This is a genomic window from Thermopolyspora sp. NPDC052614 (assembly GCF_040678635.1).
Classification (GTDB): Bacteria; Actinomycetota; Actinomycetes; order Streptosporangiales; family Streptosporangiaceae; genus Thermopolyspora.
Map to the genome: position 1 here is coordinate 1 of NZ_JBFATZ010000019.1, position 26,921 is coordinate 26,921.

The following is a 26,921-nucleotide window of genomic DNA, read 5'->3' on the forward strand; positions in this document are numbered from 1 at the left end:
CCAACCGCCGCCATGCCCAAGACCCCGCCCGCTGCCTCGTAACCCTCGGCCTCACGTGATCAAACCAGACAAAACGCGAGAACGCCGGAGCCCTGCCCTCGCTCCGTGGCGCTAACGCGGAGACGTTGCAGCTCAGAGCCGTGGGACTACAAAGCTGCGATTAAGGTGTAAATGTTTTCCTTGTGCTGTTCTTCACTGTGCCAAGGAAAGTGAGCCACTCTTGGGATGTAAATTGCAGATGTAGCCCTGGCATCTTGGAGTCACGGATAGCGATGCCGCTTGGAGTGCTTGCCACTTCGACGCAGTTTTCGCTGCCGCCGCCGCTGTAGCTGCTCTTGCGCCAGACGAGTGCTGTGCTCCGATCCATATCGCGCCTACCTAGGGGGGTGATGGTTCTGCAGCTCAGACAGGCGCGCTGCCGACTCGTCAGGAGGCAGCGCTGATGTCGCAACGTGTTCAAACGTGAGGGTATAACTATTTACGTCCTCTGGCTTCTCCATGAACTGCGATCTTGTGACGCCCTCCATGTACACCAGCGGTGCATCCTGGTCATTGCCGAACTCGAGGATCATGAAGCCTCCTGTCATCGCGGCGTGAGCACCGGCGCGTAAAGGGACGACCTGGATGGTGATGCTCGGTCGTGCCGCCATGTTCATCAGGTGCTCCAGCTGTTGCCGCATGACGCCGGGGCCGCCGACCGATCGTAGGAGTGCCGCTTCGTCGATCAGTGCCCAGAGTTCGGGGGGATTCTCGCGGTCGAGGATCTTTTGGCGGGTGAGGCGGGCCTCGACCTGGCGGGCGATGACGGGCGGGGTGAAGACGCGGCGCCCGCGGGCGACGGCTGCTGCGTAGTCCTTGGTTTGGAGGAGGCCGGGGACGAGTAGGGCCTCGAAGGTTCGGATGGTGGTGGCGGCGGCTTCGAAGCCGGGGAGTTTGGCGGGGAAGAGGTCTCGGTAGGCCAGCCACCAGTCCTTCTGCCTGGCTGCTTGTGCCAATTCCAGAATCTCTTCGCGTTGTTGGCCGTGGATGCCGTATAGGTCAAGTAGGGCCGTGATGTTCTTGATGTTGGCTTTCACCCATTTGTTGCCCTCCATGTAGGTGAGCCAGCCCATGGATTTGTTCAGTCTGGTCGTGACCTCCTCGACGGTGAGGCCGGCGGTCCTTCTGAGGCGTACGAGTTCCTCGCTGAGATGGCGTAGCCGGACTGTTGAGCTCATCGGCGAGGCCTCCATGGTCGAATTGGTCTGATTCTTGGGCATAGTCTGCAATTAGGACATCTTTGAATCAAAAACTGGTCTTCAGTTTCTGCTTGAAAAAGCGCCGGTCAGGCACAACCATGGGTAGGGTATCCGTCACGTCAAGTAAGGGCGTCATGGGCTGTCTTCATGTGGGTCGCACCACTGCGGGCCATACATCCGTTACGGACCTTCGGTGGGATGGGCTGATGGGAGTTCGCCAGTGCGGATGATTCGCCGTCCGCGTCGATATGTGTGTTCGGCGCGGCAGGCGGGCCAGGGGAACGGCTCAGGGGTTGGGGCAGGCCAGCGACGAGGGGGTGGCAGAGTCAGGCTTGGTCCTGAGGAGGATGCCAATCCGCTCGGGGGCGTACGTAGGTTCCCCGGCCCGAGATGGGGTTCAGGAAGCCCTCCTCGGCGAGGATCTTCAGGACCTTGCGAATCGTGCCGCGTGAGATCGGGAACTCCTGGTCGAGTTGCTCGATGCTAGGGATCGGCATCCGCTCCTTGTACGTGCCCTCCTCGATTCGCCTGCGAAGGATCTCGTACAGCTGCACCCATATCAGGCGGTCCTCGTCGAACTGGATCATGCGGCAAAGGTAGAAGGCCATTGTTCGCCATGTCTTAGCAGGGCAGGCGATGGCAGGCCATGGCAGGGCAGTGCACGGTTTATTCGAACATCTACGATGCGCGCTCGCGACCTCCAGGGAGTCGGTGCTGGGCGTGGCCGAGATCTCCCTGGACGATGGAGGCTGGTATGACCGCTGGTCGGATTTGGAGCACGGAGATTCCCTTCGATGTCCGGTCGGTTTCGGTGACCCGACGTGATGTCCGCAAGGTGCTTGCGGACTGGGGTTACGGGCACGCCATCGACGACGTCACGCTCATCATCTCCGAATTGGTTAGCAACGCCGTTGCCCATGGTGCCCCTGCCATCAGCCTTACCCTGCAGGTCAGCGGACACATACTGCTCGGTGAGGTTGTCGACCACGGTTTAGACCTTCCTCACTTGGTGAACGCCGACGACGTGGCCGAGCACGGCCGCGGCCTCGCCATGGTCAGGATGATGACCTGCAGTCTCGGCTGGAGTCGTACCCCCGACGGAGCCAAGAGCGTCTGGTTCGGATATCGCCTGTTTGAGGCGTGACTGCCGAAGTCGGGCAGGGTGAGTTTGTCGGTGGACTGGGGGCATCGGAGTACGTCGGGTATTGGCCCGATCAAACAGGCGGGAATTGGCTCTCTTGGTGGAGCCACTTCATGACGTAGGGTCATGCCGCCCGTACGATTTACCGCTAGGAGCGAGTAACGATGTCTTATCCGCCTCAGCTGTACCTGAAGGATCACGGCGTCGCCAGCGCAACCTTTCGGTCGGCCGATGTGCAGCCGGACCTCGTGATCGGGGTCAGGTCCCGCGTCGGCTATCTGGCGACCGGGGCGAGTACTGAGGGCCAATTCGGTCTCTATCGCTGGGACCTGGCTGCGGTCCCGCACAACCCGGTGGCCCACTTTCACAAGACCTTTTCGGAGTCGTTCTTCGTTCTGGAGGGCACCGTCTCGCTGTACAACGGCGAGCGGTGGCGGGACGCGACCCCGGGGGATTTTCTGTATGTGCCGCCGGGCGGGACCCACGCCTTCAACAACACTTCCGATGCGCCCGCTTCCATGCTGGTGCTGTTCACGCCGGGGGCACCTCGGGAGGCGTACTTTCAGGAACTCGCCGACATCGCCGCCTCCGGTCGTCAGCTCACCGATGAGGAATGGACTGAGCTGTATGCCCGGCACGACCAGTACATCGTGCGGTGAGCCAACGCGCGTGGCTCTGGTGAGTGCCGGTGGATCGTTGCGCCGCTCGGTCTCTTGATAGCGCGCGAATGCGACCATCACCTCGTCGTTCTTGGGGCCAACCGGCGCGCCATTGTTGAGGCCTTTTCAGGTGCGTGGCCAGGTCTTGGCGACGAGGGTGAGGACGTCGTACGTCGCGACGGGGGTGCCGGTGGCGTTGGTGACGACGGCGTCCCAGCGGACTTCGCCGTAGTCGGTGTTGGCGCGGGGGGTGATCTGTTTGACCGTGAGGGTGACCGCGATGGAGTCGCCGGGCTTGACCGGGGTGAGGAAGCGGAGGTTGTCGACGCCGTAGTTGGCCAGGACCGGGCCCGGGTCGGGGTCGACGAAGAGGCCGGCGGCTAGGGAGACCACGAGGTAGCCGTGGGCGACGATGCCGCCGAAGAGGGGGTTGGCAGCGGCGGCTTCGGGGTCGGTGTGGGCGTAGAAGGTGTCGCCGGTGAACTCGGCGAAGTGGGTGATGTCGTCGAGGGTGATGGTGCGTGGGGGTGAGGTGATGGTGTTGCCGATGGCCAGGTCGGTGAGGCTTTTGCGGAAGGGGTGGAGAGCCTCGGTGCGGCGGTGCGCACCGGTGGTCCAGCAGTCGGTGATGGTGGTCATCGCGTCGGGCGAGGACTGTATGGCGGTGCGCTGCATGTGGCGTAGGACGGCGCGGATGCCGCCGAGTTCCTCGCCGCCCCCGGCGCGGCCGGGGCCGCCGTGGACGAGCATTGGCAGCGGGAGGCCGTGTCCGGTGGATTCCTTGGCGTCGTCGCGGTCGAGGACCAGGATGCGGCCGTGCCAGGGAGCCAGGCCGAGGACGATGCGGCGGGCGATTTCCGGGTCGTGGGTGATCAGGGAGCCGACGAGGCTGCCCATGCCTCGGGCCGCGAGGTCGATTGCCTCCTCGACGGAGTCGTATGCGAGCACGGTGGCTACCGGGCCGAAGGGCTCGACGTCGTGTGGCTCGGCGGCGCCTCGGGCGGCGCGGAGCAGGAGTGGGGAGATGAACGCGCCCCGTTCGGGGTCGGCGTCCACGACGGTGACGGAGTGGGGGTCGCCGTACACGATGTCGGCGGAGGCGCGCAGCGACTCGACGGCCTTGCGGACCTCCTCGCGCTGGGCGAGGCTCACCAGGGAGCCCATGCGGACGTCCTCGTTGGCCGGGTTGCCGATCGTGATGCCGCAGAGGCGTTCGATGAGGGCCTCGATGACGGCGTCCGCTAGGTCGGACGGGACGATGATGCGGCGGATGGCGGTGCACTTTTGGCCCGCCTTCACCGTCATCTCGGTGATCACGGCCTCGACGTACAGGTCGAACTCGGGGTCGGCGGCGGTGATGTCGGGGCCGAGGATGGAGCAGTTGAGGGAGTCGGCTTCGACGTTGAGGGTGACGCCGGCGTGCAGGATCTGCGGGTGGCCGCGCAGCAGGCCGGCCGTATGCGCCGAGCCGGTGAACGCGACGGAGTCCTGCACCGTGAGCACGTCGAGCAGCCCCTGCGGCCTCCCGCACAGGAGCTGAAGCGAGCCCTCGGGCAGGATCCCGGACTCGATGATCCGCCGGACCAGGGCCTCGGCGAGGTACGCCGTCTGCCCGGCCGGTTTGACGATCGTCGGCAGGCCCGCCAGGAACGCCGGGCCGAGCTTCTCCAGCATGCCCCACACGGGGAAATTGAAGGCGTTGATCTGCACCGCGACGCCGGGCCGTGACGCGTACACGTGCCGCCCGACGAAGGTGCCCCCGACGCCAAGCGGCTCGGTGGGCCCGTCGAGCACGATCGTGTCGTTCGGTAGCTCGCGTCGTCCCTTGCTCGCGTAGCTGAACAGCGTGCCGCAGCCGCCGTCGATGTCGAGGGCCGAGTCGCGGGGGGTCGCGCCCGTGTGCAGGGACAGCGCGTACAGCTCCTCCTTGCCGGCCGTCAGGTGCAGGGCGAGCTCCTTGAGCAGCCCGGCGCGCTCGTGAAACGTCAGCTCCCGTACGGCAGGGCCCCCGACCGTGCGCGCGTACGCGGCCATCGCACCAAGATCCAGGCCGCGGGCGGAGAGCCGCGCCACCTCCTGCCCCGTGACCGCGTCCAGCAGCGGTTCGCCTTCGTCGTCGGCCCGATGCCAACGTCCTGCCGCGTAGCTCTCCAGAAGCTTGGACATGGGCTCTGGCCTCCCGTTTTAGCGCGCATTGCGCTGTCGCCGCACTCTGTGTAACAGTAATACAGACCGATCGGTCAGTAAATGGGCCGAGTCAGGAAGGCCGGAAGTCAAGGGAGGCGGCCGTGACGGTCTCACAAGCCCTCCATGAACAGGACCTACGGGAACGCTTCGAGGCGACGATCGCCCGCAACGACCGCATCGAGCCGCGCGACTGGATGCCCGACGGCTACCGCAAGACGCTGATCCGGCAGATCGCCCAGCACGCCCACTCCGAGATCATCGGCATGCAGCCGGAGGGTAACTGGATCACCCGCGCCCCCTCGCTGCGCCGTAAGGCGATCCTGCTGGCGAAGGTCCAGGACGAGGCCGGGCACGGGCTGTACCTGTACTCGGCGTGCGAGACCCTCGGCGTGTCCCGCGCCGAGCTCGTCGACCTGCTTCTCGCGGGCCGCCAAAAATACTCGTCGATTTTCAATTACCCCACGCTCACGTACGCCGACGTCGGCACGATCGGCTGGCTGGTGGATGGGGCGGCGATCTGCAATCAGGTGCCGCTGTGCCGTACCTCCTACGGTCCGTACGGCCGGGCGATGATCCGCATCTGCAAGGAGGAGTCGTTCCACCAGCGGCAGGGCTACGAGCTGCTGATGACGATGATGCGCGGCACCGACGAGCAGCGCGCGATGGTGCAGGAGTCGGTGAACCGGTTCTGGTGGCCGTCGCTGATGATGTTCGGTCCGCCGGACGACAAGTCGCCCAACTCGGCCCAATCCATGGCGTGGGGCATCAAGCGCAACAGTAACGACGAGCTGCGGCAGCGGTTCGTGGACATGACGGTGCCGCAGGCCGAGGCGCTCGGCGTCACGCTGCCGGACCCGGACCTGCGGTGGAACCCCGAGCGCGGGTCGTACGACTTCGGCGAGCCGGACTGGGACGAGTTCGCGGCCGTCATCCGCGGCGAGGGGGCCTGCAACGCCCAGCGGATGGCGCACCGCCGCCGCGCGCACGAGGAAGGGGCCTGGGTACGGGAGGCGGCGATGGCCTACGCCCGGAAACAAACCACCCGGCGACGGACGGCCAGGGAAGGAGCGCCGGCATGAGTGAGTGGCCGTTGTACGAGGTGTTCGTGCGCGGCAAGCGCGGCCTCAACCACGTACACGTCGGATCGCTGCACGCCGCCGACGACGAGATGGCGATCCGGCACGCCCGCGACGTCTACACCCGCCGCAACGAGGGCGTGAGCATCTGGGTGGTGCGGTCGGACGCCATCACCGCCTCCAGCCCGGACGAGAAGGACCCGCTGTTCGCCCCCAGCGGCGACAAGATCTACCGGCACCCGACGTTCTACGACATTCCACAGAATGTCCCCCACATGTGAGGCGGCGATGAACGACACCCCGGACCCGAACGGCTCGATATTCGACGGGTTCCTGGGCGGCGACGACTCCCAGTGGGCGTTCGGCACCGACTTCGAGGACCCGCTGGCCGGCATCGACGCCGCCGTCCCGGCGGGCGTGGACGCCCACGCGCTCGCCCTCTACAGCCTGATGCTCGCCGACGACGCGCTCGTCCTCTCCCACCGCCTCTCCGAATGGTGCTCCAACGCCCCCGACCTCGAAGAGGACATCGCGCTCACCAACATCGCCCTCGACCTGCTCGGCCAGGCGCGCTTCCTGCTGGCCCGCGCCGCCGCGGCGGATCCGTCGATCGTCCCGCCGCTCCCCGACGGCTCGCCGATCCCCCCGGACGACGCGCTGGCGTTCTTCCGCGACGCCGACGCGTACCGCAACGTGCTCATGGCCGAGGTCCCGAACGGCGACTTCGGGCACACCGTGGCCCGGATCCTGGTGTTCGCGACCGCCCGCCTGGCGCTGTTCGAACGGCTCACCGGAAGCCGCGACCCGGTCCTCGCCGCCGTGGCCGCGAAGGGCGTCAAGGAGCTGGCCTACCACCGCGACTTCGCGGGCCGCTGGTTCGTCACCCTCGCCCAGGGCACCGACGAGTCGCGCCGCCGCGTCGTCGCGGGGCTCGGCGAGGTGTGGCGGCATCACGACGAGCTGCTGCGCACCCACCCGGTGGAACGCGAACTCGCCGAGGCGGGCGTGGCCGTCGAACCGTCCGCCACCGCCGCCGAGGTCGAGACGGTGCTCGCCCAGGTCTTCGCCGCCGCCGGCGTCGAACGGCCGACGACGCCGCAGGCCGGGCTGCTCGGCGGGCGTTCCGGCCGCGACGGCGTGCACACCGAGGCGCTGAGCCGGATGCTCGCCGAGATGCAGGTGGTCGCCCGCGCGCACCCGCTCGGCCGGTGGTGATCGGCGTGTACGGCACCGCGTACGCCATCGCCGCGTCCGTCACCGACCCCGAGCTGCCGATGCTGACGCTCGACGACCTCGGCGTGCTGCGCCGCGTCGAGGAGCACGGCTCCGCCGTCACCGTCGTGATCACCCCGACGTACTCGGGCTGCCCCGCGATGGCGGCGATGCGCGACGACCTGGTCCGCCGCCTCACCGCGGCCGGGTACGCGGACGTTCGGGTGGAGGTCGAGCTCAGCCCCGCCTGGTCCAGCGACTGGATCAGCGAACGCGGCCGCGCGGCCCTCGCCGCGGCCGGGATCTCGCCGCCCGGCCCCGCGCCGAGACGGTCCGGGCCGGTCGCGCTGACGTTGTCGCCGACGCGCCGAAGCCTGCGCTGCCCGCGCTGCGGCTCCGCGTCGGCGGAGCTGACCTCGGAGTTCGGCGCCACGTCCTGCAAGGCGCTGTACCGGTGCGCCGACTGTCTCGAACCGTTCGAGCACGTGAAGGAGATCTAGGGTGGCGGCTGCGGCATTCCACACGCTGAAGGTCGCGCGGGTCGAGCGGCTCACCGACGACTCGGCGGCGGTCACGTTCGACGTGCCCGCGCATCTGGCGGGGGAGTACGCGTTCGCCGCCGGGCAGGCGCTCACGCTCCGCCGCTTCATTGACGGCGAGGAGCACCGGCGGTCGTACTCCATCTGCGCCCCGGCGGGTTCCCGCCCGCGCATCGGCGTCCGGGAGATCCCCGGCGGCCTGTTCTCCTCCTGGCTGGTCCGGCAGGTACGGCCCGGCGCCGAGATCGACGTGCTGCCGCCCACCGGCAGCCTCCGCGCCGACCCGGCCGTGCCCGCACGCCACCTGATGATCGCCGCCGGCTCCGGCATCACGCCGATGATCTCGATCGCCGCGACCGTGCTGCGCAATTCCGGCACGCACGTACGCCTGCTGTACGGCAACCGTACGAGCAAAACGGTCATGTTCGCCGAGGAACTCGGCGACCTCAAGAACCGCTACCTGTCCCGCCTCCAGATCGTGCACGTGCTCAGCCGCGAGCCCCGCGACGTCGAACTCTTCTCCGGCCGCCTCGACGCCGCCCGCCTGCGCCGCCTCCTCACCACGCTCACCCCGGTGGACGACGTCGACCACGTGTGGCTGTGCGGCCCGCTGCGCATGGTCACCGACGCCCGCGACGTCCTCGCCGACCTGGGCGTCCCCCGCGAGAAGGTGCACGTCGAGCTCTTCCACGTCGACGAGCCGCCCCCCGAGCCGCGGCGCGACGCCCCCGCCGTGACCGGCGAGACCAGCGACGTCACCATCATCCTGGACGGCCGGAAGAGCACCGCGACGGTGCCCCGCCACCGCCCCATCCTCGACTCCGCCCAGGCCACCCGCGCCGACCTGCCGTACGCGTGCAAGGGCGGCGTCTGCGGCACCTGCCGCGCCCGCGTCACCGACGGCAAGGTCGAGATGGCCCGCAACTACGCCCTTGAGCCGTCCGAGGTCGCGGCCGGATTCGTCCTCACCTGCCAGTCCCGTCCCGTCACCGCCTCCGTCACCCTCGACTACGACGCCTGAACCCGGAACCCCAGGGAGCGAACCCTCATGCAAACGTTGATCACGCGCGTCGGCGTCGGCACGGCCATGCCGATGGAGTCCGCATGACGCCCGAGAACCCGCCGCGCGACCGGACGGCGGTTCTCCCTCCGGCGACCAGAACGGAGGGCACGGCGGCCGAACACATGTGGGCCGCCGACGGCGCCAGCCGCGCGCTCGGCATGAAACTGCTGGACATCGCCCCCGGCCGCGCCCGGGTGACCATGACGGTACGGCCCGACATGGTGAACGGCCACGGCCTGTGCCACGGCGGCCTCATCGCCACGCTCGCCGACAGCGCCTTCGCCCTGGCCTGCAACAGCCACGGCCCGGCCGCCGTCGCGGCGGGATTCCAAATCGACTTCCTGCGTCCGGCCCGGCTCGGCGACGTGCTCGTCGCCGACGCCGAAGAGCGGGCGCTGCGCGGACGCTCCGGCATCTACGACGTCACGGTCCGCCGCGCCGCGGACGGCGAAGTCGTCGCGGAATTCCGCGGCCGAAGCCGCGTGCTTCCCGCCCAGGAGCCGGCGGGGGAGCGTCGATGATCGGGGTGACGGAGTAGAGACGGTGAGGTGGTCGCGGACTCGCGTGGCCGGAGCCGGGCCCGAAATAAGGATCTCATCGTCACTCTGCGGCACAGTGAAAACCGGGAGACCGGGTAATTCAAAGCCAAGGGAAAGGTCGCGACCTGCGCTTTCTCTGTCGCCTCCACGCGGTCGTGAATCGTCTCCGAATCATGGGAACGATCCAATTCGGGCTCGGCGGGAGCCTCGGCCGGAACGTTCCCGACGCCGAACGCCGGGGTGATCGCGGGCAGTTCTCGGATTTCGGGCACGTTTTAATGGCCGATGGGAACGTTCTAAGCACATACGGACGGGCCACAAAGCCCGACCGTCAGCAGCTCGTAACTTGTTCCGTCCATACCTTCAGGTATCGTGAAATCGCCGAGGGGGCGGCGAAAAGCATCGCTGTGATCGCCAATGGTGACGGTTCCGCCGCAGAACGCGTCCGTGGCGGTCGTTGAGCCATGGTCGGCCCGGAGGTACGCAGACGAAAGTCGCGGTAACGAACGTTTGTGAGCACGGATCGGGGATAAGCGATATGCGTTCCATCGCCGTCGGCCCGCAGAACGGCACCGCCTCCAATAAATGGTCACCCTTCTCGATCGCGTCGTCACCCGGCGAAGCGAACGCGTCCGGAGCCAGGACAAACGCGTAATCAGCGGCCGTGGCCGATACGCGAGAGAAATGACGACAACCGACCCCCGCATGATCCGGGGGGACGCGGCCGAGCGGGATCGTCACCTCGGCGCGCTCGTACGTGAGCACGAGAAGGCGCTGCTCGCCTACGCCGAGAAACTGCTTAACGATCACCATCTCGCCCAGGACATCGTGCAGGAGACGCTCGTCCGCGCCTGGCACAACGCCGAACGGCTGGTGGAGTCCGAAGGGTCGGTGCGCGGCTGGTTGCTCACGGTCGCCCGCAACCTCGTGATCGACCAGGCCCGCAGCGGCTTCAACCGGTACGAGATCACCGGCGCGGACATGCTGGACGTGGCCCAGCGCGACCACGCGGACGCCGTCGTGGCCTCGGTGGCGGCGACCGAGATGCTCGGCTCGCTGTCCGATGAGCATCGCGACGTCCTCGTGCACATCTACCTGCGGGGCCTTACCGTCCGGGAAGCGGCCGACAACCTCGGCATACCGGTCGGCACGGCCAAGTCCCGCCAGCACTACGCGCTGAACCGGCTCCGGGGGCACGGGCGCGGCGACCGTCCCCCTCCGGCGCCATCCGACGGTGCCGGAACGGCGGCCGCCTAGCGGCCGGTCACGCCGGAACCGGTGCCGTAGGGGCGGACACCGTCAGGCGCAGGAGCGGGATGTCCACCGATCCGTCGCGGGTGGCCCGCCAGCGCCAGTGGGCGCCGTCGGCGTCGCCGCGCACCAGGCCGATCCTGCCGGTCGTCGCGTCGCAGAGCGCCGCGAGTTCGGCCGCCTCGCCCGCCGACGGCGGATCCGAGACCACCAGCAGGGCCCGCACGAAACGGCGGCGGGCCGCGGCCCGCAGCGTACCGGCCGCGGGATCGGCCTTGCGGGGGACGGCCTCTCCGGGATGCGGCGCCTGGATCCGGCGCATCCCCTGCGGGATCGCGACCTGTGGTCCCGTACGGCCGAGCACGGCGGCCGGGATGCCGGAACCGCCGCGCGCCACCTCGGCGAGCAGCCCTTCGATGACGTCCTTGGCCACGCCGAGGTCGCCGTCCACGCTGAGCACGCCGTCGAGCCTGCTCAGATCGACGAACACCTTTCCGCCCTCGTCGGTCACGCCCACCCGGACGAGGAGCGGCGTGGGGACGCCCTGCACGGGGGTTGCGGCGCGGATGGGCCGGGCCAGAGCGTCGGCGGGCAGCCGCCAGCGGGACTCCCCGAGATCCTGCCAGGGCGCCGGGGGGTCGTCCTGCGTCGCCACCCACGCGGTGACGCCCCTGTCGTCGATGGAGACCGCGTGTACGGCGCGGCCCTTCGGACCGGACAACTCGGCGACGACCCGGTAGGCGAGCCGGAGCGACTCCCCGTCGGCGGCGAACGCCTGGGCCAGCGACCTGCGGAACGCGAGCCGGCGGCGCCGCCGTATCGGCTCGCCGAGGCGGCGGACCAGCCGGGGCACCCAGGCGAACGCGCGCCGCAGCCGCCGCCGGGCCACGATGCCGATGGTGAGCAGGCCGAGCAGCAGGGCGCCGAACACCGCGAGCACCGCGGGGAGCGGGAGCACGATGGGGTCGCCGACCGGTGCCGCCGGTTGACTCGCCGCCGGTTGACTCGCCGCCGGTTGACTCGCCGCCGGTTGGCTCGCGGGTGGTTGGCTCGCGGCGCCGTCCGTGGGAGCCCCGGCCCCGGCGTCGGTTCCGGCGGTCTCGCGGGCGAGCCGTACATCGGGGCCGGTCGCGTCCTCGGGGAGTCGCAGGATCCAGCCGGGCCGGAGTTGGGCGGGGTCCTGCAGGGAGGAGCCGTCCCGCTGGGCGCGTCCCCGGTTGAGCTCGAAAATCTCGCCGGATCTGTTGGCGTCGTTCAGGGTGCGCGCGGCGACGTTGGCGAGGGAGTCCGGCACGCCGCCGTTCTCCTCCGGCGTCTTGACCACGTACACCTTGACGAGGTTCTCGCTCGGCGAGGGTGCCGGAGCGGCGGCCACGGCCGGGGCTGCGGGCAGGGCGAGGGCAGGGCCGCTCGACGACAGCAGCGCCGCGGCGGCGACCACGCCCACGACCACCGGTCGCGCCCCTGGCCGCCGTGCCGGTCCCGCGAAGACGCCCCCGCGTCCCCGGCGGATCACCTCGCCGACGTCACCGCTTCTCGTCATCTGGTCCCCACCAACCTTTCGGCACTCAACTTCTCGGCACCCGAGCGCCGACCCACCCGCGACGTCACCAGGGCACACGTGCCGGACGCGGAAAGGGTTCGACCCGATTTCTCGCGGTTCATCGGCGCGGGCTCGATGCCATTGAAATTTGGATGAACCATCCGGGCGGTGGATTCCGTGTCCTGAGTGGTAAGCGTGCGGCATTACGGGGGTCATTTCGGGGGTCATGGTGGCACGACGACACACGACGGGCTTTGACCTACTCGGCATGTCCGATGACCCGACGCCGGGGGACCCGGACGAGATCCGTCGGCTCGCCGACCACTACCAGGAAATCGCCGACGAGGCGAGGACCGCCGCCGAGATCCTCGGGCAGGGGGGCGCCGTCGAGCGGGGCAAGGGCGAGGCGATGGACTCGCTACGCGAGAAGCTGAAGTCCTTGCCAGAGAAGCTGGGCCAGACCAGGGACTCCTTCGAGGCCGCCGCGGCCGCGTACAAGACCTATGCCACGCAACTGGAGGAGGCGCAGGCCCAGACGGACCGGGCGATGGACCAGGCGGGCCCGGTCGCGGCCACGGCCGCGCAAACCGTCCCCACCCTCGCCGCGGACGCCACGGACGCTCAGCGGGACGAGGCGCGGCGGCAGCAGAACGGCATCGACGCGGCCAAGCAGACCATGTCCGCCGCCCGCAGCCTCGCCGAGCAGGCCCGGAGCCTGCGTGAGCAGGCCGCCCGCCGGGCGGGGGAAGAGTTGGACGCCGCCGCCGCCAAGGCCATCCCGGAACGGAACATCTTCCAGAAGATCGGCGACTTCTTCGCGGACTTCCCGCTGGTGAAGATCATCCTTAACGTCCTGGTGGCCGTGACCGCGGTCTTCTTCCCAGTGGTGGGCTTCGTCCTCGGTGCGGCGCTGTTCACTCTGCAGACCGTGCAACAGATAGGCGCGGGAGAGTTTAAATTAGGCGACTTCCTGACCGGCCTGGTGGCGCTCATTCCGGGCGGCGCCTTGTTCCGGTTGGGCGGCAGGGTGACGACGGCCATCGGCTCCAAGCTCGGGCCGCTGTTCGGCGCCGGCGCGCAGACCGCGACTCGCGCCGGGGCCGGCGCCGCCGCCAACACCGGCGGCTTCTTCCAGCGGGCCGGGGGCAGCCTCACCAACATCAAGAACGCCTTCGCCAACAGCAAGCCGGTCTCCGTGGCCTTCCAGAGCCCGGGAGGCATGCTGGTCACGGGCACGATCGGCCAATTCGGGAAGGGGGTCGTCGAGGACGCCGCGGCGAAGGGGCTGAACGGTGAGCAGATCACCCCCGCCAACATCCTGGCCGGCGCCGCCGCCGGCGCGGTGACCGGCGGGGTGATCAAGGGAGCTCGGAGCGCCCGGGCCGGCGAGTTCTCCGGCGGGGTGTTCACTCCACCGGTCAAGGGGAATCCGCCCGCGGCGGGTAACGCGGGCGCGGGGAATCCGCCTGCCGCAGGCAACACGAGCGCGGGGAATCCGCCCGTGGCGGCCGGTCCCGCTCCTGCCGCCGGTGCCGCAAACCCGGCCGGCACAACGAGTCGATCCCAGGAGTTCAAGCAGAACGCCATAGAACAGGCCGCCGGGTTGATCCCCGAGGGAGCGTCCGCCGCCACCAAGGTTGGTGTGGGGATCGCCGAAGGAGCCGAGCCCAACGAGGCGTTGCTCAGCGAGGCGTCGAACTTCCTGGCGAAGTCCCCGGGACCGGTGGGTAAGAAGGGCGCTTCCGACGCGATCGACTCGTTCATCCCAGTGAAGGGCACCGCCCCCGGCGGCGGCCCGACGGGGAATACCTCAGCCCAGACCTCTCCAACCCCAGGCTCCTCGACCACTACGGGCCAAAACACGACTGATACGTCGTCCGGACCGGCTCCGCAGCCTGCGGGGAGCGGGGCGGGGCAGAGTACGTCGGGTTCGTCGTCCGCTGGGGCCGGGCCGCAGTCGTCTGGGGGTGCTGCGGGGCAGGGCGGCGGTGGGGCGTCGGGGTCTGGTTCGCAGCCTGGGGGGAGCGGGGCGGGGCAGAGTACGTCGGGTTCGTCGTCCGCTGGGGCCGGGCCGCAGTCGTCTGGGGGTGCTGCGGGGCAGGGCGGCGGTGGGGCGTCGGGGTCTGGTTCGCAGCCTGCGGGTACCACGGCGGGGCAGAGTACGTCGGGTTCGTCGTCCGCCGGGCCCGCGCCGCAGCCGTCTGCGAGTACTACGGGCCAGGGCGGCGGTGGGTCGTCGGGGTCTGGTTCGCAGCCTGCGGGTACCACGGCGGGGCAGAGTACGTCGGGTTCGTCGTCCGCCGGGCCCGCGCCACAGCCGTCGACGACGACAACGAACCCCGGGAACAAGCCGTCGCAGACCGGCTCGAATACGCAGCCGTCGTCGTCCACCCCCTGACCATCCATGTCCGGTCATCAGGCCGGCCCACCAGACCTCCACCTCCCGGTGGACGGATCACTCACGAATGGAGAATCAGATGCCGCAGTACTTCGTCGACTCCGAGCAGACGGCATCGACCTCGTCGTCGTTGGTCAACGACTTCAACGAACTCGAGGCCAAGCTGAACGACGTACGGAACAAGGTCCAGAACCTGAAGGACAACGGGTACCGAACCCCCTCACAGGAACAGCAGTTCACGCCCGCCTTCGACCAGTTCATGACGGGCTTCACCCAGCTCAACCAGTCGCTGGACAGCCTCGCCAAGTTCGTCAAGCAGGTCGGCGACACCTACGACCAGGCCGACCAGTCGCTGCGCTCATAGCGCCGACGGGCTTCGCCCCGCCGTCGATGGTGGGCGGGTTCCGCCGTCGTGGCGGGGCCTGCCCACCGCCCTTTCCGCTCCGCCCATCCAAGGAACAGAGATCGCCGTGCGTTTGAACGTCAGCGTCCGGACCCCGCAGGACATCCGGGTTTCCGTGGTCGTGGCCGTGGAGACCGAGCCTTCCGCGCCGGTGGGACGGCTGGCCGAGGAGCTGGCCCGTACCGTCGGTGACGGCGGCGGGGCGGAGGCGCCGGAGCTGTACATCGGCCTGAAGCCGCTCGACCCCGCGGCCACCCTGTACGCCGCGGGGATCCGCGACGGCGTGGAACTCGGGCTCGGCATGCCCCTGATGGCCGAGCCGGAGCCCGAGGGACTGGTGGAGCTGCGGGTCGTCAGCGGCCCGCGCGCCGGGACCTCGTACCGCCTGCCGCCGGGCGAGTACGAGATCGGCAGCACGCCCACCGCGCGCATCCCGCTGCCGCCCGAGGCGCCGCCGGTCGCCGCGCGGGCGCTGGTCCGGGTGGACCGCACGGTGGCGGTGACGGCGGGCGACGGCACGCTGATCGACGGCAAGGAGCCGTCCGGCACCGTCGAGTGGCCGGAGGGCAGCCAGCTCGCCGCCGGCGGCGCCCTGCTGGAGCTGGCCGTACCGTCCTCCAGGCGGGTGTCGCTGACGCCCGCCGCGGACGGGCTGGGCCTGGAGTACAACCGGCCCCCGAGATTCCGGCCGAAGGACGGCGGCGGCCGTTACCGGCTGCCGGCCCCGCCCGCCAAACCGGAGAAGCAGCCGATTCCGCTGCTGCCGATCCTGCTGGTGCCGGTCGGCGGCGCCCTGGTGGCGATCATCACGACCGGCCGCTGGTCGTTCGTGTTTCTGGCGCTGCTGTCCCCGCTCGGCGCCCTGCTGACCCAGTTCGGCGGGCGCAAGCAGGCCCAGGTGCGCTATGAGCAGAAGCTGCGTGAGCATGAGGAGTCCCTGGCGCGGGTGCGCGCCGCCGTGGACGAGGCCGTGCTGAAGGAGCAGCACACGCTGCGGTCGGCGCTGCCCGACCCGGCGTCGCTGCTGCAGACCGCCGCGCAGCCGGGGGAGCGGCTGTGGGAGCGCCGCTGGCAGGATCCGGACTTCCTGGACGTACGAGTGGGTACGGCCGACATCCAGTCCTCGCTGACCGTCGAGGATCCGACGGTCGAGGAGTACCGCCGCACGTCGGTTCCGATGCTGACCCAGGTGCCGGTGGCGATCCCGCTGCGCAAGGCGGGCGTGACCGGCGTCGCGGGCGAGCACGCCGCCAACCTGGCCGGGTGGATGGCCGCCCAGGCCGCCGCGCTGCACAGCCCGGCCGACCTGCGCATCGTGGTGCTGGCCGGGCCCGACGGCGCCGACGACTGGTCGTGGGTGCGCTGGCTGCCGCACTGCCGGCCGCAGGGCGAGGACGCGTACGCGCTGGTCGGCAGCACCGCCGACTCGATGGCCCGCCGCATCGGCGAGCTCGGCCGGCTCATCGCCGCGCGTACGGCGGCCGGGCCGAACGTGCCGCGCGGCGGCGCGGAGGGCGCGCCCGACATCCTGATCGTGCTGCCCCAGGCGCGCAGGGCGCGCTCGCTGCCCGGCGTGGTGGGGCTGCTGCGCGACGGCCCGGCCGTGGGCGTGTACACGATCTGCGTGGACCGGGAGGAGCGGTCGCTGCCGGAGGAGTGCACGGCGGTGGTGGCGATCGAAGCCGAGGACGTGCGGGTGCGCACCGCGCAGGGCACGCCGCCGGAGAACGTGCGGGTGGACTCCCCGGAGCCCGGCTGGTACGAGGCGCTGGCCCGGGCGCTCGCGCCGCTGCGGGGCGTCGGCGACGGCGACGAGAACGTCCTGCCCTCCGCCGTACGGCTGCTGGACCTGCTCAAGATCGAGCCGCCCACCGCCGAGGCGATCGCCGCCGGGTGGGCGCTGACCGGGCGCAGTACCCGGGCCATCCTGGGCGCGGGCTACGACGGCGTGTTCTCCGTCGACCTGGTCCGCGACGGGCCGCACGCGCTGATCGCCGGGACGACCGGCGCCGGCAAGTCCGAACTGCTGCAGACCCTGGTGGCGAGCCTCGCGGTGGTGAACCGGCCGGACGAGATGACGTTCGTCCTGGTGGACTACAAGGGCGGCAGCGCCTTCGCCGAGTGCGCCGACCTGCCGCACACCGTCGGCCTCGTCACCGACCTCGACACCCACCTGGTGGAGCGGGCGCTGGTCTCCCTTGGCGCGGAGCTGCGCCGCCGCGAGCAGCTGCTGGCGCAGGCCGGCGCGAAGGACATCGAGGACTATGTGGACAAGCGGGCGCGCGGCGGCAACGTCCTCGGCCCGCTGCCCCGCCTGCTGCTGGTGATCGACGAGTTCGCGTCGATGGTCCGCGAGCTGCCGGACTTCATCTCCGGCCTGGTCAACATCGCCCAGCGGGGGCGCTCGCTCGGCATCCACCTGGTGCTGGCGACGCAGCGGCCCAGCGGCGCGGTGACCGCGGACATCCGCGCCAACACCAACCTGCGGATCGCGCTGCGCACCACCGACGCCTCCGAGAGCCGCGACATCATCGACGCGCCGGACTCCGGGGCGATCTCCCCCGGCACGCCGGGACGCGCCTACGCCCGGCTCGGCCCCTCGGCGCTGCTGCCGTTCCAGACCGGGCGGGTGGGCGGACGGCGTCCGGCCGGGGCCGTGGCCGCGTCGATGGAGGCGCCCGTGCGGGTGAACGAGGTCGGCTGGGCGCAACTGGGCGGGCCGCTGCCGCGCGCCGCCCGCGCCGCGGACCCGATCGCCGCCCAGGAGGCGTACACGGACCTGGCCGTCCTGGTGCGGGCCATCGCCGGCGCGGCCGAGATCGCCGGGGTCCCGGCGCAGCCGAGCCCGTGGCTGCCGCCGCTGCCCGACCTGCTGGAATGGGCCCAGCCCGCCGGGCCGAAGCCGCGCGCGGACCGGGAGGCCGCGCTGCCCGCCGTGCCGTATGGGATGGTGGACCTGCCCGCCGAGCAGGACCGCCGCCCGCTCACGCTGGACCTCGACCGGTCGGGCCACCTGCACGTCATCGGCTCGCCGCGCAGCGGCCGCTCGCAGACGCTGCGCACGCTGGCCGCCGCGCTCGCCCGCGCGCACGGCGTCGACGACCTGCGCCTTTACGGCATGGACTTCGGCAACGGGGCGTTGAACGCGCTGACCGCGCTGCCCCACTGCGGGGTGGTGGTCGAGCGCAACCAGACCGAGCGGCTCGGGCGGCTGCTGGACCGGCTCATCGCCGAGCTGACCGCCCGTCAGTCGCTGCTCGGCGCGCGCGGCACGGCCGACCTGGCCGAGTACCGGCGGGCGACGGCGGCGGGCGAACGTCCGGCGCACATCGTCGTTCTGGTGGACCGGTTCGAGGTGTTCGACCGGGAGTTCGGCAACTTCGACAACGGCAGCTACGTGGAGCGCATGCTGCGGCTGCTGCGGGACGGCGCGGGCGCGGGCATCCACCTGGTGCTGGCCGGCGACCGAGTCCTCGGCCAGAGCCGCTACGCGGGCACCACCGAGGACAAGATCGTGCTGCGGCTGAACGACCGGGCGGACTACACCACGGTGGGGCTCAGCTCCCGCTCGGCCCCGTCCGACCCGCCGCCCGGGCGCGGCATCCGGGTGCAGGACACGAGCGAGGTGCAGATCGCCGTCCTGACCTCCGACCTGTCCGGTACGGCGCAGGCGGAGGCGCTGGCGGCGCTGGGCGCGGAGCTCGCGGCGCGGGAGGCGGACGTGCCGGCGGCGCGGCGTCCGCTGCGGCTGGACCTGCTGCCCGACCTGATCTCGTACGAGCAGGCGAGGGCGCTGTGGACCGCCCCCGGGCCGATGCGCCCGCTGGTCGCCGTGGGCGGCGACAATCTGACCGCGTTGAGCCCGGACCTGGCGGAGATACCGACGTTCGTCATCGCGGGCCCGCCGCGCACCGGCCGCAGCACGGCGCTGCTCGCCGTGGCGCGGTCGGTGCTGGAGCAGGGGGCGGGGGTGATCGCGCTCGCCCCGCGCCGCTCCCCGCTGCGCGACCTGGAGGGCACGCCCGGGGTACGGGCGGTCCTGACGGCCTCCGACGTGCGGGCCGCCGACTTCCGCGCCGCGCTCGGCGACGTGCCGCAGGACAACGCGGTGATCCTGGTGGACGACGCGGAGACGTTCCTGACCTCGGAGATCGACAACGACCTGGCGCTGCTGGCGCGCGGCGGGGCCGGAAACGGGTGGGGCCTGGTCGTGGCCGGGAACGCCGAGGCGCTGAGCTACTCGGTCACCGGGTGGGCGAGCCAGGTGCGGCGCAACCGGACGGGGATGCTGCTGTCGCCGCAGAACATGAGCGACGGCGAGGTGATCGGCGTCAAGCTCACCCGCGGCCTGGTCGGGCAGGCGCCGCAACCGGGCCGCGGGCTGCTGCATCTCGGCGACGGCACGCTGACCACGGTCCAGGTGCCGCTGACGGACGCACGGTTGTGAGCCTCGCCGCTCAGGCGGGGGACGCGGCGGGCAGGAAGCGGAACGTGCCGCTGATCGCGTCGAACAGTTCGTAGACGTCCGCCTCCAGCGGCAGGTTGGGGCTGGTGCAGGTGATGATCAGGTAGTCGCGTTCGGAGCCTGGGATCGGCACCACGGTGTGCATGGTGAGCATTCGCACCGATACGTCCGTGGTGAGCGACACCTCCTCGGTGCCGGTGATCCGGGCCACCTGGCCGACGCCGGGCAGGGTGACCGCCGTGACCTTCCGGCCGGCGGGTGCCTTGTTCCCCGTACGGGAGGGGCGGTCCGGGGCGGTGAGCTGGGCGGACAGCACCGGCAGGGTCAGCTCGTGCCCCGGCGGGACGCTGATCGCGAAGACCATCGCGTACCCGAGGAACAGCCCGTCGTCGAACATCGTGGCCGTGCCGGCGGCGAACAGCGCGCCGCGACGCCGGGCCGCCCTGCTGATCTCCCGCGCCTGCCGGAACATGTCGTTGATCGCCGCCTGCTCCCGGACGCTCCCGGCCATCGCCAGGGCGGCGGCGCGGGCTTCGGCGAGGGCCTCGCCGGACGCGTCGAGCTCGGCCCAGGCGTCGGGTACGTCCAGGACGAAACGCCCAGGGCTCTCCATCACCGGCCCTCCAAGCCGGCCGCGGCCGCGTCGTCGGCCTGCTTGAAGGTCTCCAGGATCTGATCGATGTAGTCCCTGATCCCCTCGGCCTCGCGGCGGAGCTGGAAGCGCCCGTCGCTCCAGCGGTTCTCGAAGTTCTCGGCGTGCCCGATGAGCCCGGGCCCCACCGCGCGCCCCAGGTCGATGCGGGCGCTGCTGATGTCGATGTGTTCGAGCACGAACCCCAGCGACCGGGACACCTCCTCCAGTTCGTCGCCCGGAATGTTGATCTCGGCCATCGTGCCCCCTGTGTGCCGTCGTACATCTCCTTCCGGACACACGTAGGAGGGAGGGGGAGAAGTTCACCCGCGCCCGGCAGGTTGGTCGAACGCCGGATTTGAACCCTTCGGGCCGCTGTTTCGTGTTCCGCAGGTGACAAGCGAAACCAACAGCGGTACGGCCCGCATGCGGCCAGGGGTCCGCGCGCTGGCGTCCGCCGTCGTCCTCTGCGGGCTGGCCGGGATCGCGGGGTGCGGCAAGACCATCATCATCGGCGACGCTCCGCCCGCCTCCAGCCCCCCGGCACCGGCCTCCTCCGCCCCGCCACAGCCCCCCGCGTCCGGCGCGCCCGCCACGCCGCCCGCCAGCCCGCTGCCGGGCAACGACACCCTGCAACTGGTCGACGGCACCGCCGAGCAGAACGGGGTCACCGGCAACGGCGGCACGGTCGTCGGCGCGGCGGTACAGCCGCAGCCCCCGAGATGGGTGCAGCTTGTCGCCGTCCGCTCCCACACCCTCGACGCCCACCTCGTCGACGTCAACCAGTCGACGCTCTACCGCTTCGACAAGGACGGCGCCAACCCGTCGCAGACGACCTGCGAGGGCCAGTGCGCCACCACGTGGCCGCCGGTGACGATCCAGGAGGGCGGCAGGGTCTTTCTGCACGGCGTCCACAGAGCGGCGCTCGGCGCGATCAAACGCCCGGACGGCACGATACAGCTCACGATCGGCGGCTGGCCCGTCTACCGCTACTCGGGCGACAACGGCCCAGGGCAGGCGAACGGTCAGGGCCTCGACGGCACCTGGTTCGCGGTGGCGCCCGACGGCGGGAAGGCGGCATCCGCCCGTTGATGCTTCACCGGGTCGGGCACCGTCCACTGGCGCCGGTCGGCGCCGTACAGGCGCGCAGCCGGAGTCGCGGTGGATTCAGGCTCGGCCCTTCCCCGCGCGGGCGAAGTGCGGCTCCGCCGCCTCCAGTCGTGGCGCCGCGACGCCCAACCGTCGTGCCTCCGCCAGAACGTCTCGGCAGATCTCACGCGGCTCCTCGGCCTCGGGGTCGGAGTGCGCCGCGAAGTTCGCGCGTACCGGCGCGACATGGGTGAGCAGCCAGGCGAGCGCGGGGGCCGTCAGCCAGGTGGGCGCACGGAACAGCAGCGCAGAGAGCCGGTGACGTCGAAGGTCGACGCCGCGCGCTTCGAGGAGCGGCAGAAGCTCGCGGCCGGTCAGCAGCGCCTCGCGCAGGCCGCCCGTCGCTCCGGCCAGCTTGGCCAACGAGCCCAGCCTCAGACCCTGTGCGTGCAGGCCGGCGTTCGTCACGAAATGGAGCAACAGCCAGCCGCGGAAGTCGGGTTGCTCTCGGAGCCGGAACCCGGCCTCGCGGAACAGCCGGCGGACGGCCCGCTCACGTTCGGCCGGGGGCCGGTCGAAGGTGCCGAAGACGACCGGCGGCAGGATGGCCCCGCGGAGCACGCCGTCCTCGCCGAAGCCGCCGCCGGCTTGCGGGAAGCCCCAGGCGACCTGGTCGGCGGGGAGGGCGCCGATCGCGACCGACGGCTCGGACCAGAGGTTGCCGAAGATCAGCACGGTGGCCTTGCCGACGCGCGGCGCCAGGAAGGCCGCCGCCTCCTGCAGACGGTGGGGCTGCACACTCAGCACGATCAGGTCGAAGTCGTGGTCCGGCTCCAGCGCCTCGCGGTAGCGCACCGGCCACTTCTGGACGACGCGCCGCCCCCAGATCCGTCGCCGCGCGTCGAGCACATCGAGGTCGATCGTGTTCCCGTACGTCGCCGCGCGGCCCGGCCGGACGTAGAACTCGACGTCATGCCCGGCCCATTCCAGGGCCCAGCCGTACAGGGTGGCGATCACGCCTCGGCCGAACATCAGGATTCTCAAGCGCACCTCGTGGGATACCATTGAAGTGGAGACAATCTCCACTTGTGCCAAAATATGGAGACAGTCTCCGGTTGTCAACGCGAGGGATCACATGACCGCTGCCAAGCCGCTACGCGCCGACGCCAAGCGCAACCGCGAGGCCCTGCTCGCGAAGGCCAGGGAGGCCCTCGACGCCGGAGAGTTCTTCGACCTGCGCTTCGACGATTTCGCCCGCCTGGCCGGTGTGGGCACCGGCACGCTGTACCGTCACTTCCCCACTCGGGAGGCGCTGGCCGAGGCGATCTACCGCGAGGAGGTCGCGACGCTGTGCGACCGCGTTCGCCACCTGCGGGCCACCCTGCCCGCGGCGGACGCTTTGGCGACCTTCCTGCGCGACATGGTCGATCACCTGGACGCCCGCCGGGGCCTCGCCCGCACGCTGGCCACCCTCATGTCCACCCGCTCGGACACGCTCGCCGAGGGCAGCCGAGCGCTGGAACAGGCCGTCACCGACCTGGTGGCCGCCGCCGTGCGGGACGGCGCCATCCGCGACGACGTCGACGCCGGCGCCATCATGATGGCACTGCACGGCATCGGCGCGGCCCACGACCGCCCCGCTTGGCGAGCCGAGGCCGACGGCGTCATCACCCTCGTGCTGGACGGGCTGCGCGCCCGCCAGGAGTAAAGGGTGAGGTCAGTCGCTCATTCTTGAGCGGAGCGAGCGTCGGCCGCTGGGGGAAAGTATCCCGAAGAAGATGATGTCGGCGAGTTCGTCGGCGTAGGTGTCCGGATCATCGTGGAGCGCGGCGGCGACGATCGCCCCTCCGACGACGGTGTAGGTACCGTCTTCGCCCAACGCGGAGGTCTTCGCGGCTCACCGCCACTCCCGCCCGACCGTCCACGGCGTACCACGGCCACGGCGTAGACCTCACTCCCCGCCATTTTCAACGTACAGCGAACAGGGGGGCTTGCGGCAAGACCAGGGTCGTGCCGCAGAATCGGCGGCCGGGCAGCACCAACGAGAAGATGGGGGCACGACGTGGGCGTGGCGTCGATGTACCGGGGACCCGGCGAAGCGAGAGGTCCGGCACTGCCCGAGGCGCCGGTGACCCGATCGGCCGGTGCCGTGCGGCTGAACACGGCTGCCTCGGAGGAGCCTCAATGATCGAGCAGTACGTGTTGGATCTTCGAGAGGTTGACGAGGCGCAGGTCGCGATCGTCGGTGGCAAGGCCGCGCACCTGGGCGGGCTGTCGCGGATCGAAGGCGTCCACGTGCCGGCTGGGTTTTGCGTGACGACGGCCGCCTTTCGGGGGATCATGGCGGAAGCGCCGTCGATCGACGATCGGCTCGATCGGTTGTCGCGCCTGAATCCGGATGACCGGGGGACGGTCCGCACGCTCAGCGCGGAGATCCGCCGGATCATCGAAGGGACCGCCGTCCCGGGCGATATGGCGGCGGCGATCACCCGCGCGCTCGCCCGGCTCGGCGAGCAGTCCGCCTACGCCGTGCGATCCAGCGCGACGGCAGAGGATCTGCCGACGGCATCCTTCGCAGGTCAGCAGGACACCTACCTGAACGTCGTGGGACCGGCGGCGGTCCTTGAGCATGTCAGCCGGTGCTGGGCGTCGTTGTTCACCGAGCGGGCCGTGACCTACCGCCTGCGCAACGGCATCGACGCCCGGGCGGTCCACATGGCCGTGGTCGTGCAGCGGATGGTCTTCCCGGACGCGGCCGGCATCCTGTTCACCGCCGACCCCGTCACGGGCAACCGGAAGGTCGCCACCGTGGACGCCTGCTTCGGCCTCGGCGAGGCCCTGGTCACCGGCCGGGTGAACCCGGACGTCTTCAAGGTGCGCGACGGCGCGGTCATCGCCAGGACGATCGCCGCCAAACAGTGGGCCGTTCACGCCCTGCCGACCGGCGGGACGCGGGAAGCGGCGATCGACTCGCAGCGGCAGGAGCAGCCTGCGCTGACGGACGCGCAGGTCCTACGGCTCGTGCGGCTCGGTCGGCGCATCGAAGCGCATTTCGGCAGCCCGCAGGACATCGAATGGTGCCTGGCCGACGATGACTTCCAGATCGTGCAGAGCAGGCCGATCACCACGCTGTTCCCCATCCCCGCGGCCCGCGACCGGGAGAACCACGTCTACCTCTCCGTCGGCCATCAGCAGATGATGACCGACGCCATGAAGCCGCTGGGGCTGTCCATGTGGCGGCTGACGGCGATGGCGCCGATGCACGAGGCCGGCGGCAGGCTGTTCGTCGACGCCACCCCGCGCCTGACGTCCCCCGCGAGCCGCGCGGCCTTCTTGGACATGGTGGGGAGGGGCGACCCGCTGACCAGGGACGCGCTGGAGACCGTCCTCGACCGCCACTTCGTCCCGACGCTTCCGGACACCGGCCCCGGCGGACCTCCGGCGGGCGGCTCGCCCGTTCCGATCGAGACCGATCCGGCCATCGTCACCGAGCTGATCGAGCGCAGCCAGGCCTCGATCGCCGCCCTGCGGCGCGACATCCGGGCGAAGACCGGACCGGCGCTGTTCGACTTCCTGCTGGAGGCCTTCCAGGAGCACAGGCGAGTCCTCGCCGACCCGCTGAGCATGCAGGCGATCATGGCGGGCATGGAGGCCACCTGGTGGCTCAACGACCGGTTGCGGGAATGGCTGGGCGAGAAGAACGCGGCCGACACCCTCACGCTGTCCGCCCCCGGCAACGTCACGTCGGAGATGGGTCTGGCGCTGCTCGACGTCGCCGACGTGATCCGTCCGTATCCCGAGGTGGTGGCATTCCTGCAGAACGTCCGGGACGACGGCTTCCTGGACGAGCTGCCGAAGCTCACGGGCGGGACCGAAGCGCGCCACGCCATCGAGACCTACCTCGACCGGTACGGCATGCGCTGTGTCGGCGAGATCGACATCACCAGGCCGCGCTGGCGCGAACGCCCTGCCACGCTCGTGCCCGTGATCCTCGACAACGTCAGAAACTTCGAGCCGGGCGCCGCCAAGCGACGCTTCGAGCAAGGACGGCAAAGGGCGCGGAGAAAAGCACAGGAGGTGCTCGAACGCCTGCGGGCGCTGCCGGACGGGGAGCACAAGGCCGACGAGACCAGGCGGATGATCGACCGGGTCCGGACCTTCATCGGCTACCGGGAATACCCGAAGTACGACATCATCAGCCGCTACTTCATCTACAAGCAGGCCTTGTTGGAGGAGGCGGAGCGCCTCGTGCGGGCCGGCGTGCTCCCCGAGAAGGAGGACGTCTTCTACCTCACGTTCCAGGAGTTCCACGACGCCGTGCGCTCGAACCGGGTGGACGACAAGCTGATCCGGCAGCGCAAGGACGAGTTCCGGTCCTACCAATCGCTCACCCCGCCCCGGGTGCTGACATCGGATGGCGAGGCCCTCTCCGGGGCGTACCGACGCGACGACGCCCCGCCCGGCGCACTGATCGGACTACCGGTCTCCGCCGGGACCGTCGAAGGCCGCGCCCGCGTCATCCTGGACATGGCCCAGGCCGATCTCGAACCAGGCGACATCCTCGTCACATCCCACACGGACCCGAGCTGGACGCCTCTGTTCGTCGCCATCGCGGGCCTGGTGACCGAGGTCGGAGGGTCGATGACCCACGGCGCGGTGATCGCACGGGAGTACGGCCTGCCGGCCGTCGTCGGCGTGGCGGACGCGACCCGGCTGATTCCCGACGGGCAGCGGCTCCGCGTGCACGGAAGCGACGGGTACGTCGAGATTCTTCCTTGACCGGCCATTCGGCTCACGCCGGGTGCCACGCGCGATCGCCGGGACCTCGGCGGGTCGGGCGTGGTTCAGGAAGGGCGTTTGGTCAGGCCGTCGAAGGCGATCGTCGCGATGGCGTCCGCCACGACCGTGGCCGACATCTCGCCCTCCGGGCGGTACCACTCGATGAGCGAGTTGACCATGCCGAACAGCAGCCGGCTCACCAGGTCGGGCGGCAGGTCGTCCCGGATCGCCCCTTCCTGCGCGGCGGCGCGTACGAGATCCGCCAGCCGGGCGTCGATCCAGCGCCGCCGCCGCAGCGCCTCCAGTTCCACCTCGCTGTTGCCGCGCACCCGCAGCAGCAGCGTCACCGCGGGCTGATGCGCGACCAGGACCTCGACGCTGCGTCGCACCACCGACCGCAGCCGCTCGTACGCCGAGCCCGCCGACTCGTCCTGCGCCTCCCGGATCACGACCGTGAGCTCGTCGAGGGCCTCGTCGAGCGCCTGCGCGAGCAGATGCGTCTTGCTGGGCACGTGATGGTAGATCGCCGACTTGCTGAAACCGAGCTCCTCGGCGAGGTCGCCCATGCTGGTGCCCTCGTACCCTTTGCGGTTGAACAGCTCGATCGCCCGGCGCAGCACCGTCGCCTGGTCGTAGCCGGGCCGCCCGGGGCCGCGGCGCCGCTGACCGGCAGGGTTGGACATGGCCTCACGATCTCACACCCGTCCC

The 26,921-nt window shown here is 70.5% G+C and carries 25 protein-coding genes; 15 read left to right on the top strand and 10 right to left on the bottom strand.

The features are described from left to right. Positions 1-160 precede the first annotated feature (160 nt). The 3 genes from AB0K60_RS30180 to AB0K60_RS30190 all read right to left on the bottom strand — a co-directional run bounded on the left by AB0K60_RS30180 (position 161) and on the right by AB0K60_RS30190 (position 1,825). Positions 161-367, bottom strand: coding sequence for a DUF397 domain-containing protein (locus AB0K60_RS30180; protein ID WP_364062645.1), 207 nt, complete (start codon positions 365-367; stop codon positions 161-163). A 7-nt stretch (positions 368-374) separates the two neighbouring features. Continuing rightward, positions 375-1,217, bottom strand: a complete 843-nt coding sequence (locus tag AB0K60_RS30185; RefSeq protein ID WP_364062648.1) for a helix-turn-helix transcriptional regulator — start codon at positions 1,215-1,217, stop codon at positions 375-377. A 347-nt stretch (positions 1,218-1,564) separates the two neighbouring features. After that, the gene (locus AB0K60_RS30190; RefSeq protein ID WP_364062651.1) at positions 1,565-1,825 is read right to left on the bottom strand and encodes a winged helix-turn-helix domain-containing protein; all 261 of its coding nucleotides are present in this window, start codon (positions 1,823-1,825) and stop codon (positions 1,565-1,567) included. Between the two features lie 167 nt (positions 1,826-1,992). On the opposite strand from AB0K60_RS30190, the gene AB0K60_RS30195 reads away from it, so the two are divergent. Together AB0K60_RS30195 and AB0K60_RS30200 are read left to right on the top strand one after the other, a co-directional pair. Next, positions 1,993-2,382, top strand: a complete 390-nt coding sequence (locus AB0K60_RS30195; protein ID WP_364062654.1) for an ATP-binding protein — start codon at positions 1,993-1,995, stop codon at positions 2,380-2,382. A gap of 161 nt (positions 2,383-2,543) precedes the next feature. Beyond that, entirely contained in the window at positions 2,544-3,038 is a 495-nt protein-coding gene (locus AB0K60_RS30200; protein WP_364062657.1) for a cupin domain-containing protein, read from the top strand. A 126-nt stretch (positions 3,039-3,164) separates the two neighbouring features. On the opposite strand, the gene paaZ is transcribed toward AB0K60_RS30200, so the two are convergent. Further along, complete coding sequence (paaZ, locus tag AB0K60_RS30205) at positions 3,165-5,204, bottom strand: phenylacetic acid degradation bifunctional protein PaaZ (protein WP_364062660.1); 2,040 nt, start codon at positions 5,202-5,204, stop codon at positions 3,165-3,167. A gap of 122 nt (positions 5,205-5,326) precedes the next feature. On the opposite strand from paaZ, the gene paaA reads away from it, so the two are divergent. The 7 genes from paaA to AB0K60_RS30240 all read left to right on the top strand — a co-directional run bounded on the left by paaA (position 5,327) and on the right by AB0K60_RS30240 (position 10,911). Continuing rightward, complete coding sequence (gene paaA, locus AB0K60_RS30210) at positions 5,327-6,304, top strand: 1,2-phenylacetyl-CoA epoxidase subunit PaaA (RefSeq protein WP_364062663.1); 978 nt, start codon at positions 5,327-5,329, stop codon at positions 6,302-6,304. Beyond that, positions 6,301-6,582, top strand: coding sequence for a 1,2-phenylacetyl-CoA epoxidase subunit PaaB (gene paaB, locus AB0K60_RS30215; RefSeq protein ID WP_364062666.1), 282 nt, complete (start codon positions 6,301-6,303; stop codon positions 6,580-6,582). Before paaA ends, paaB begins: the two co-directional genes overlap by 4 nt. Positions 6,583-6,589: 7 nt before the next feature. Continuing rightward, positions 6,590-7,516 carry a 1,2-phenylacetyl-CoA epoxidase subunit PaaC gene (gene paaC, locus AB0K60_RS30220; protein ID WP_364062669.1) on the top strand — a complete coding sequence of 309 codons (927 nt, stop codon included), beginning with the start codon at positions 6,590-6,592 and terminating at the stop codon, positions 7,514-7,516. Continuing rightward, positions 7,510-8,013, top strand: a complete 504-nt coding sequence (gene paaD / locus AB0K60_RS30225) for a 1,2-phenylacetyl-CoA epoxidase subunit PaaD (RefSeq protein WP_364062672.1) — start codon at positions 7,510-7,512, stop codon at positions 8,011-8,013. Before paaC ends, paaD begins: the two co-directional genes overlap by 7 nt. Position 8,014: 1 nt before the next feature. After that, positions 8,015-9,073, top strand: coding sequence for a 1,2-phenylacetyl-CoA epoxidase subunit PaaE (gene paaE / locus AB0K60_RS30230; RefSeq protein ID WP_364062675.1), 1,059 nt, complete (start codon positions 8,015-8,017; stop codon positions 9,071-9,073). A gap of 164 nt (positions 9,074-9,237) precedes the next feature. Next, on the top strand, positions 9,238-9,636 hold the full coding sequence (paaI, locus tag AB0K60_RS30235) for a hydroxyphenylacetyl-CoA thioesterase PaaI (RefSeq protein ID WP_364062971.1): 399 nt from the start codon (positions 9,238-9,240) through the stop codon (positions 9,634-9,636). A 702-nt stretch (positions 9,637-10,338) separates the two neighbouring features. Further along, positions 10,339-10,911, top strand: coding sequence for a sigma-70 family RNA polymerase sigma factor (locus tag AB0K60_RS30240; RefSeq protein WP_364062678.1), 573 nt, complete (start codon positions 10,339-10,341; stop codon positions 10,909-10,911). Between the two features lie 7 nt (positions 10,912-10,918). On the opposite strand, the gene AB0K60_RS30245 is transcribed toward AB0K60_RS30240, so the two are convergent. Next, positions 10,919-12,448 carry a hypothetical protein gene (locus AB0K60_RS30245; RefSeq protein ID WP_364062681.1) on the bottom strand — a complete coding sequence of 510 codons (1,530 nt, stop codon included), beginning with the start codon at positions 12,446-12,448 and terminating at the stop codon, positions 10,919-10,921. A 268-nt stretch (positions 12,449-12,716) separates the two neighbouring features. Here AB0K60_RS30245 and AB0K60_RS30250 point away from each other — a divergent pair, with 268 nt between their 5' ends. The 3 genes from AB0K60_RS30250 (at position 12,717) to AB0K60_RS30260 (ending at position 19,696) form a co-directional block, all read left to right on the top strand. Beyond that, positions 12,717-14,846: a putative T7SS-secreted protein gene (locus AB0K60_RS30250; protein ID WP_364062684.1), complete on the top strand. Its 2,130-nt coding sequence runs from the start codon at positions 12,717-12,719 to the stop codon at positions 14,844-14,846. 79 nt (positions 14,847-14,925) lie between these two features. Beyond that, positions 14,926-15,210, top strand: coding sequence for a WXG100 family type VII secretion target (locus tag AB0K60_RS30255; RefSeq protein WP_364062687.1), 285 nt, complete (start codon positions 14,926-14,928; stop codon positions 15,208-15,210). Between the two features lie 106 nt (positions 15,211-15,316). Next, the gene (locus AB0K60_RS30260; protein ID WP_364062690.1) at positions 15,317-19,696 is read left to right on the top strand and encodes an FtsK/SpoIIIE domain-containing protein; all 4,380 of its coding nucleotides are present in this window, start codon (positions 15,317-15,319) and stop codon (positions 19,694-19,696) included. Positions 19,697-19,706: 10 nt separating this feature from the next. Here AB0K60_RS30260 and AB0K60_RS30265 read toward each other — a convergent pair whose 3' ends face one another. Together AB0K60_RS30265 and AB0K60_RS30270 are read right to left on the bottom strand one after the other, a co-directional pair. Beyond that, positions 19,707-20,330 carry a hypothetical protein gene (locus tag AB0K60_RS30265; protein WP_364062693.1) on the bottom strand — a complete coding sequence of 208 codons (624 nt, stop codon included), beginning with the start codon at positions 20,328-20,330 and terminating at the stop codon, positions 19,707-19,709. After that, on the bottom strand, positions 20,327-20,605 hold the full coding sequence (locus AB0K60_RS30270) for a hypothetical protein (RefSeq protein WP_364062696.1): 279 nt from the start codon (positions 20,603-20,605) through the stop codon (positions 20,327-20,329). Before AB0K60_RS30270 ends, AB0K60_RS30265 begins: the two co-directional genes overlap by 4 nt. 133 nt (positions 20,606-20,738) lie before the next feature. Here AB0K60_RS30270 and AB0K60_RS30275 point away from each other — a divergent pair, with 133 nt between their 5' ends. Continuing rightward, positions 20,739-21,437: a hypothetical protein gene (locus tag AB0K60_RS30275; RefSeq protein ID WP_364062699.1), complete on the top strand. Its 699-nt coding sequence runs from the start codon at positions 20,739-20,741 to the stop codon at positions 21,435-21,437. A 75-nt stretch (positions 21,438-21,512) separates the two neighbouring features. Here the strand turns inward: AB0K60_RS30275 and AB0K60_RS30280 are convergent, their stop codons facing one another. Then, positions 21,513-22,478: a 2-dehydropantoate 2-reductase N-terminal domain-containing protein gene (locus AB0K60_RS30280; RefSeq protein WP_364062702.1), complete on the bottom strand. Its 966-nt coding sequence runs from the start codon at positions 22,476-22,478 to the stop codon at positions 21,513-21,515. 91 nt (positions 22,479-22,569) lie between these two features. On the opposite strand from AB0K60_RS30280, the gene AB0K60_RS30285 reads away from it, so the two are divergent. After that, positions 22,570-23,142 (top strand): TetR/AcrR family transcriptional regulator, encoded by a 573-nt coding sequence (locus AB0K60_RS30285; protein ID WP_364062705.1) that lies wholly within the window; start codon positions 22,570-22,572, stop codon positions 23,140-23,142. Positions 23,143-23,151: 9 nt separating this feature from the next. Here AB0K60_RS30285 and AB0K60_RS30290 read toward each other — a convergent pair whose 3' ends face one another. Then, complete coding sequence (locus AB0K60_RS30290; RefSeq protein ID WP_364062708.1) at positions 23,152-23,313, bottom strand: hypothetical protein; 162 nt, start codon at positions 23,311-23,313, stop codon at positions 23,152-23,154. A gap of 305 nt (positions 23,314-23,618) precedes the next feature. On the opposite strand from AB0K60_RS30290, the gene rph reads away from it, so the two are divergent. Continuing rightward, entirely contained in the window at positions 23,619-26,213 is a 2,595-nt protein-coding gene (gene rph / locus AB0K60_RS30295) for a rifamycin-inactivating phosphotransferase (RefSeq protein WP_364062711.1), read from the top strand. A 65-nt stretch (positions 26,214-26,278) separates the two neighbouring features. Here rph and AB0K60_RS30300 read toward each other — a convergent pair whose 3' ends face one another. After that, positions 26,279-26,896 (bottom strand): TetR/AcrR family transcriptional regulator, encoded by a 618-nt coding sequence (locus tag AB0K60_RS30300; protein WP_364062714.1) that lies wholly within the window; start codon positions 26,894-26,896, stop codon positions 26,279-26,281. Positions 26,897-26,921 lie beyond the last annotated feature (25 nt).

Bases quoted from the DNA above. Each gene is read 5' to 3' on its own strand.
- AB0K60_RS30180 (WP_364062645.1), bottom strand. From the start codon at position 367: ATGGATCGGAGCACAGCACTCGTCTGGCGCAAGAGCAGCTACAGCGGC.
- AB0K60_RS30185 (WP_364062648.1), bottom strand. From the start codon at position 1,217: ATGAGCTCAACAGTCCGGCTACGCCATCTCAGCGAGGAACTCGTACGC.
- AB0K60_RS30190 (WP_364062651.1), bottom strand. From the start codon at position 1,825: ATGATCCAGTTCGACGAGGACCGCCTGATATGGGTGCAGCTGTACGAG.
- AB0K60_RS30195 (WP_364062654.1), top strand. From the start codon at position 1,993: ATGACCGCTGGTCGGATTTGGAGCACGGAGATTCCCTTCGATGTCCGG.
- AB0K60_RS30200 (WP_364062657.1), top strand. From the start codon at position 2,544: ATGTCTTATCCGCCTCAGCTGTACCTGAAGGATCACGGCGTCGCCAGC.
- paaZ (WP_364062660.1), bottom strand. From the start codon at position 5,204: ATGTCCAAGCTTCTGGAGAGCTACGCGGCAGGACGTTGGCATCGGGCC.
- paaB (WP_364062666.1), top strand. From the start codon at position 6,301: ATGAGTGAGTGGCCGTTGTACGAGGTGTTCGTGCGCGGCAAGCGCGGC.
- paaC (WP_364062669.1), top strand. From the start codon at position 6,590: ATGAACGACACCCCGGACCCGAACGGCTCGATATTCGACGGGTTCCTG.
- paaI (WP_364062971.1), top strand. From the start codon at position 9,238: ATGTGGGCCGCCGACGGCGCCAGCCGCGCGCTCGGCATGAAACTGCTG.
- AB0K60_RS30240 (WP_364062678.1), top strand. From the start codon at position 10,339: ATGACGACAACCGACCCCCGCATGATCCGGGGGGACGCGGCCGAGCGG.
- AB0K60_RS30245 (WP_364062681.1), bottom strand. From the start codon at position 12,448: ATGACGAGAAGCGGTGACGTCGGCGAGGTGATCCGCCGGGGACGCGGG.
- AB0K60_RS30250 (WP_364062684.1), top strand. From the start codon at position 12,717: ATGTCCGATGACCCGACGCCGGGGGACCCGGACGAGATCCGTCGGCTC.
- AB0K60_RS30255 (WP_364062687.1), top strand. From the start codon at position 14,926: ATGCCGCAGTACTTCGTCGACTCCGAGCAGACGGCATCGACCTCGTCG.
- AB0K60_RS30270 (WP_364062696.1), bottom strand. From the start codon at position 20,605: ATGGCCGAGATCAACATTCCGGGCGACGAACTGGAGGAGGTGTCCCGG.
- AB0K60_RS30285 (WP_364062705.1), top strand. From the start codon at position 22,570: ATGACCGCTGCCAAGCCGCTACGCGCCGACGCCAAGCGCAACCGCGAG.
- rph (WP_364062711.1), top strand. From the start codon at position 23,619: ATGATCGAGCAGTACGTGTTGGATCTTCGAGAGGTTGACGAGGCGCAG.
- AB0K60_RS30300 (WP_364062714.1), bottom strand. From the start codon at position 26,896: ATGTCCAACCCTGCCGGTCAGCGGCGCCGCGGCCCCGGGCGGCCCGGC.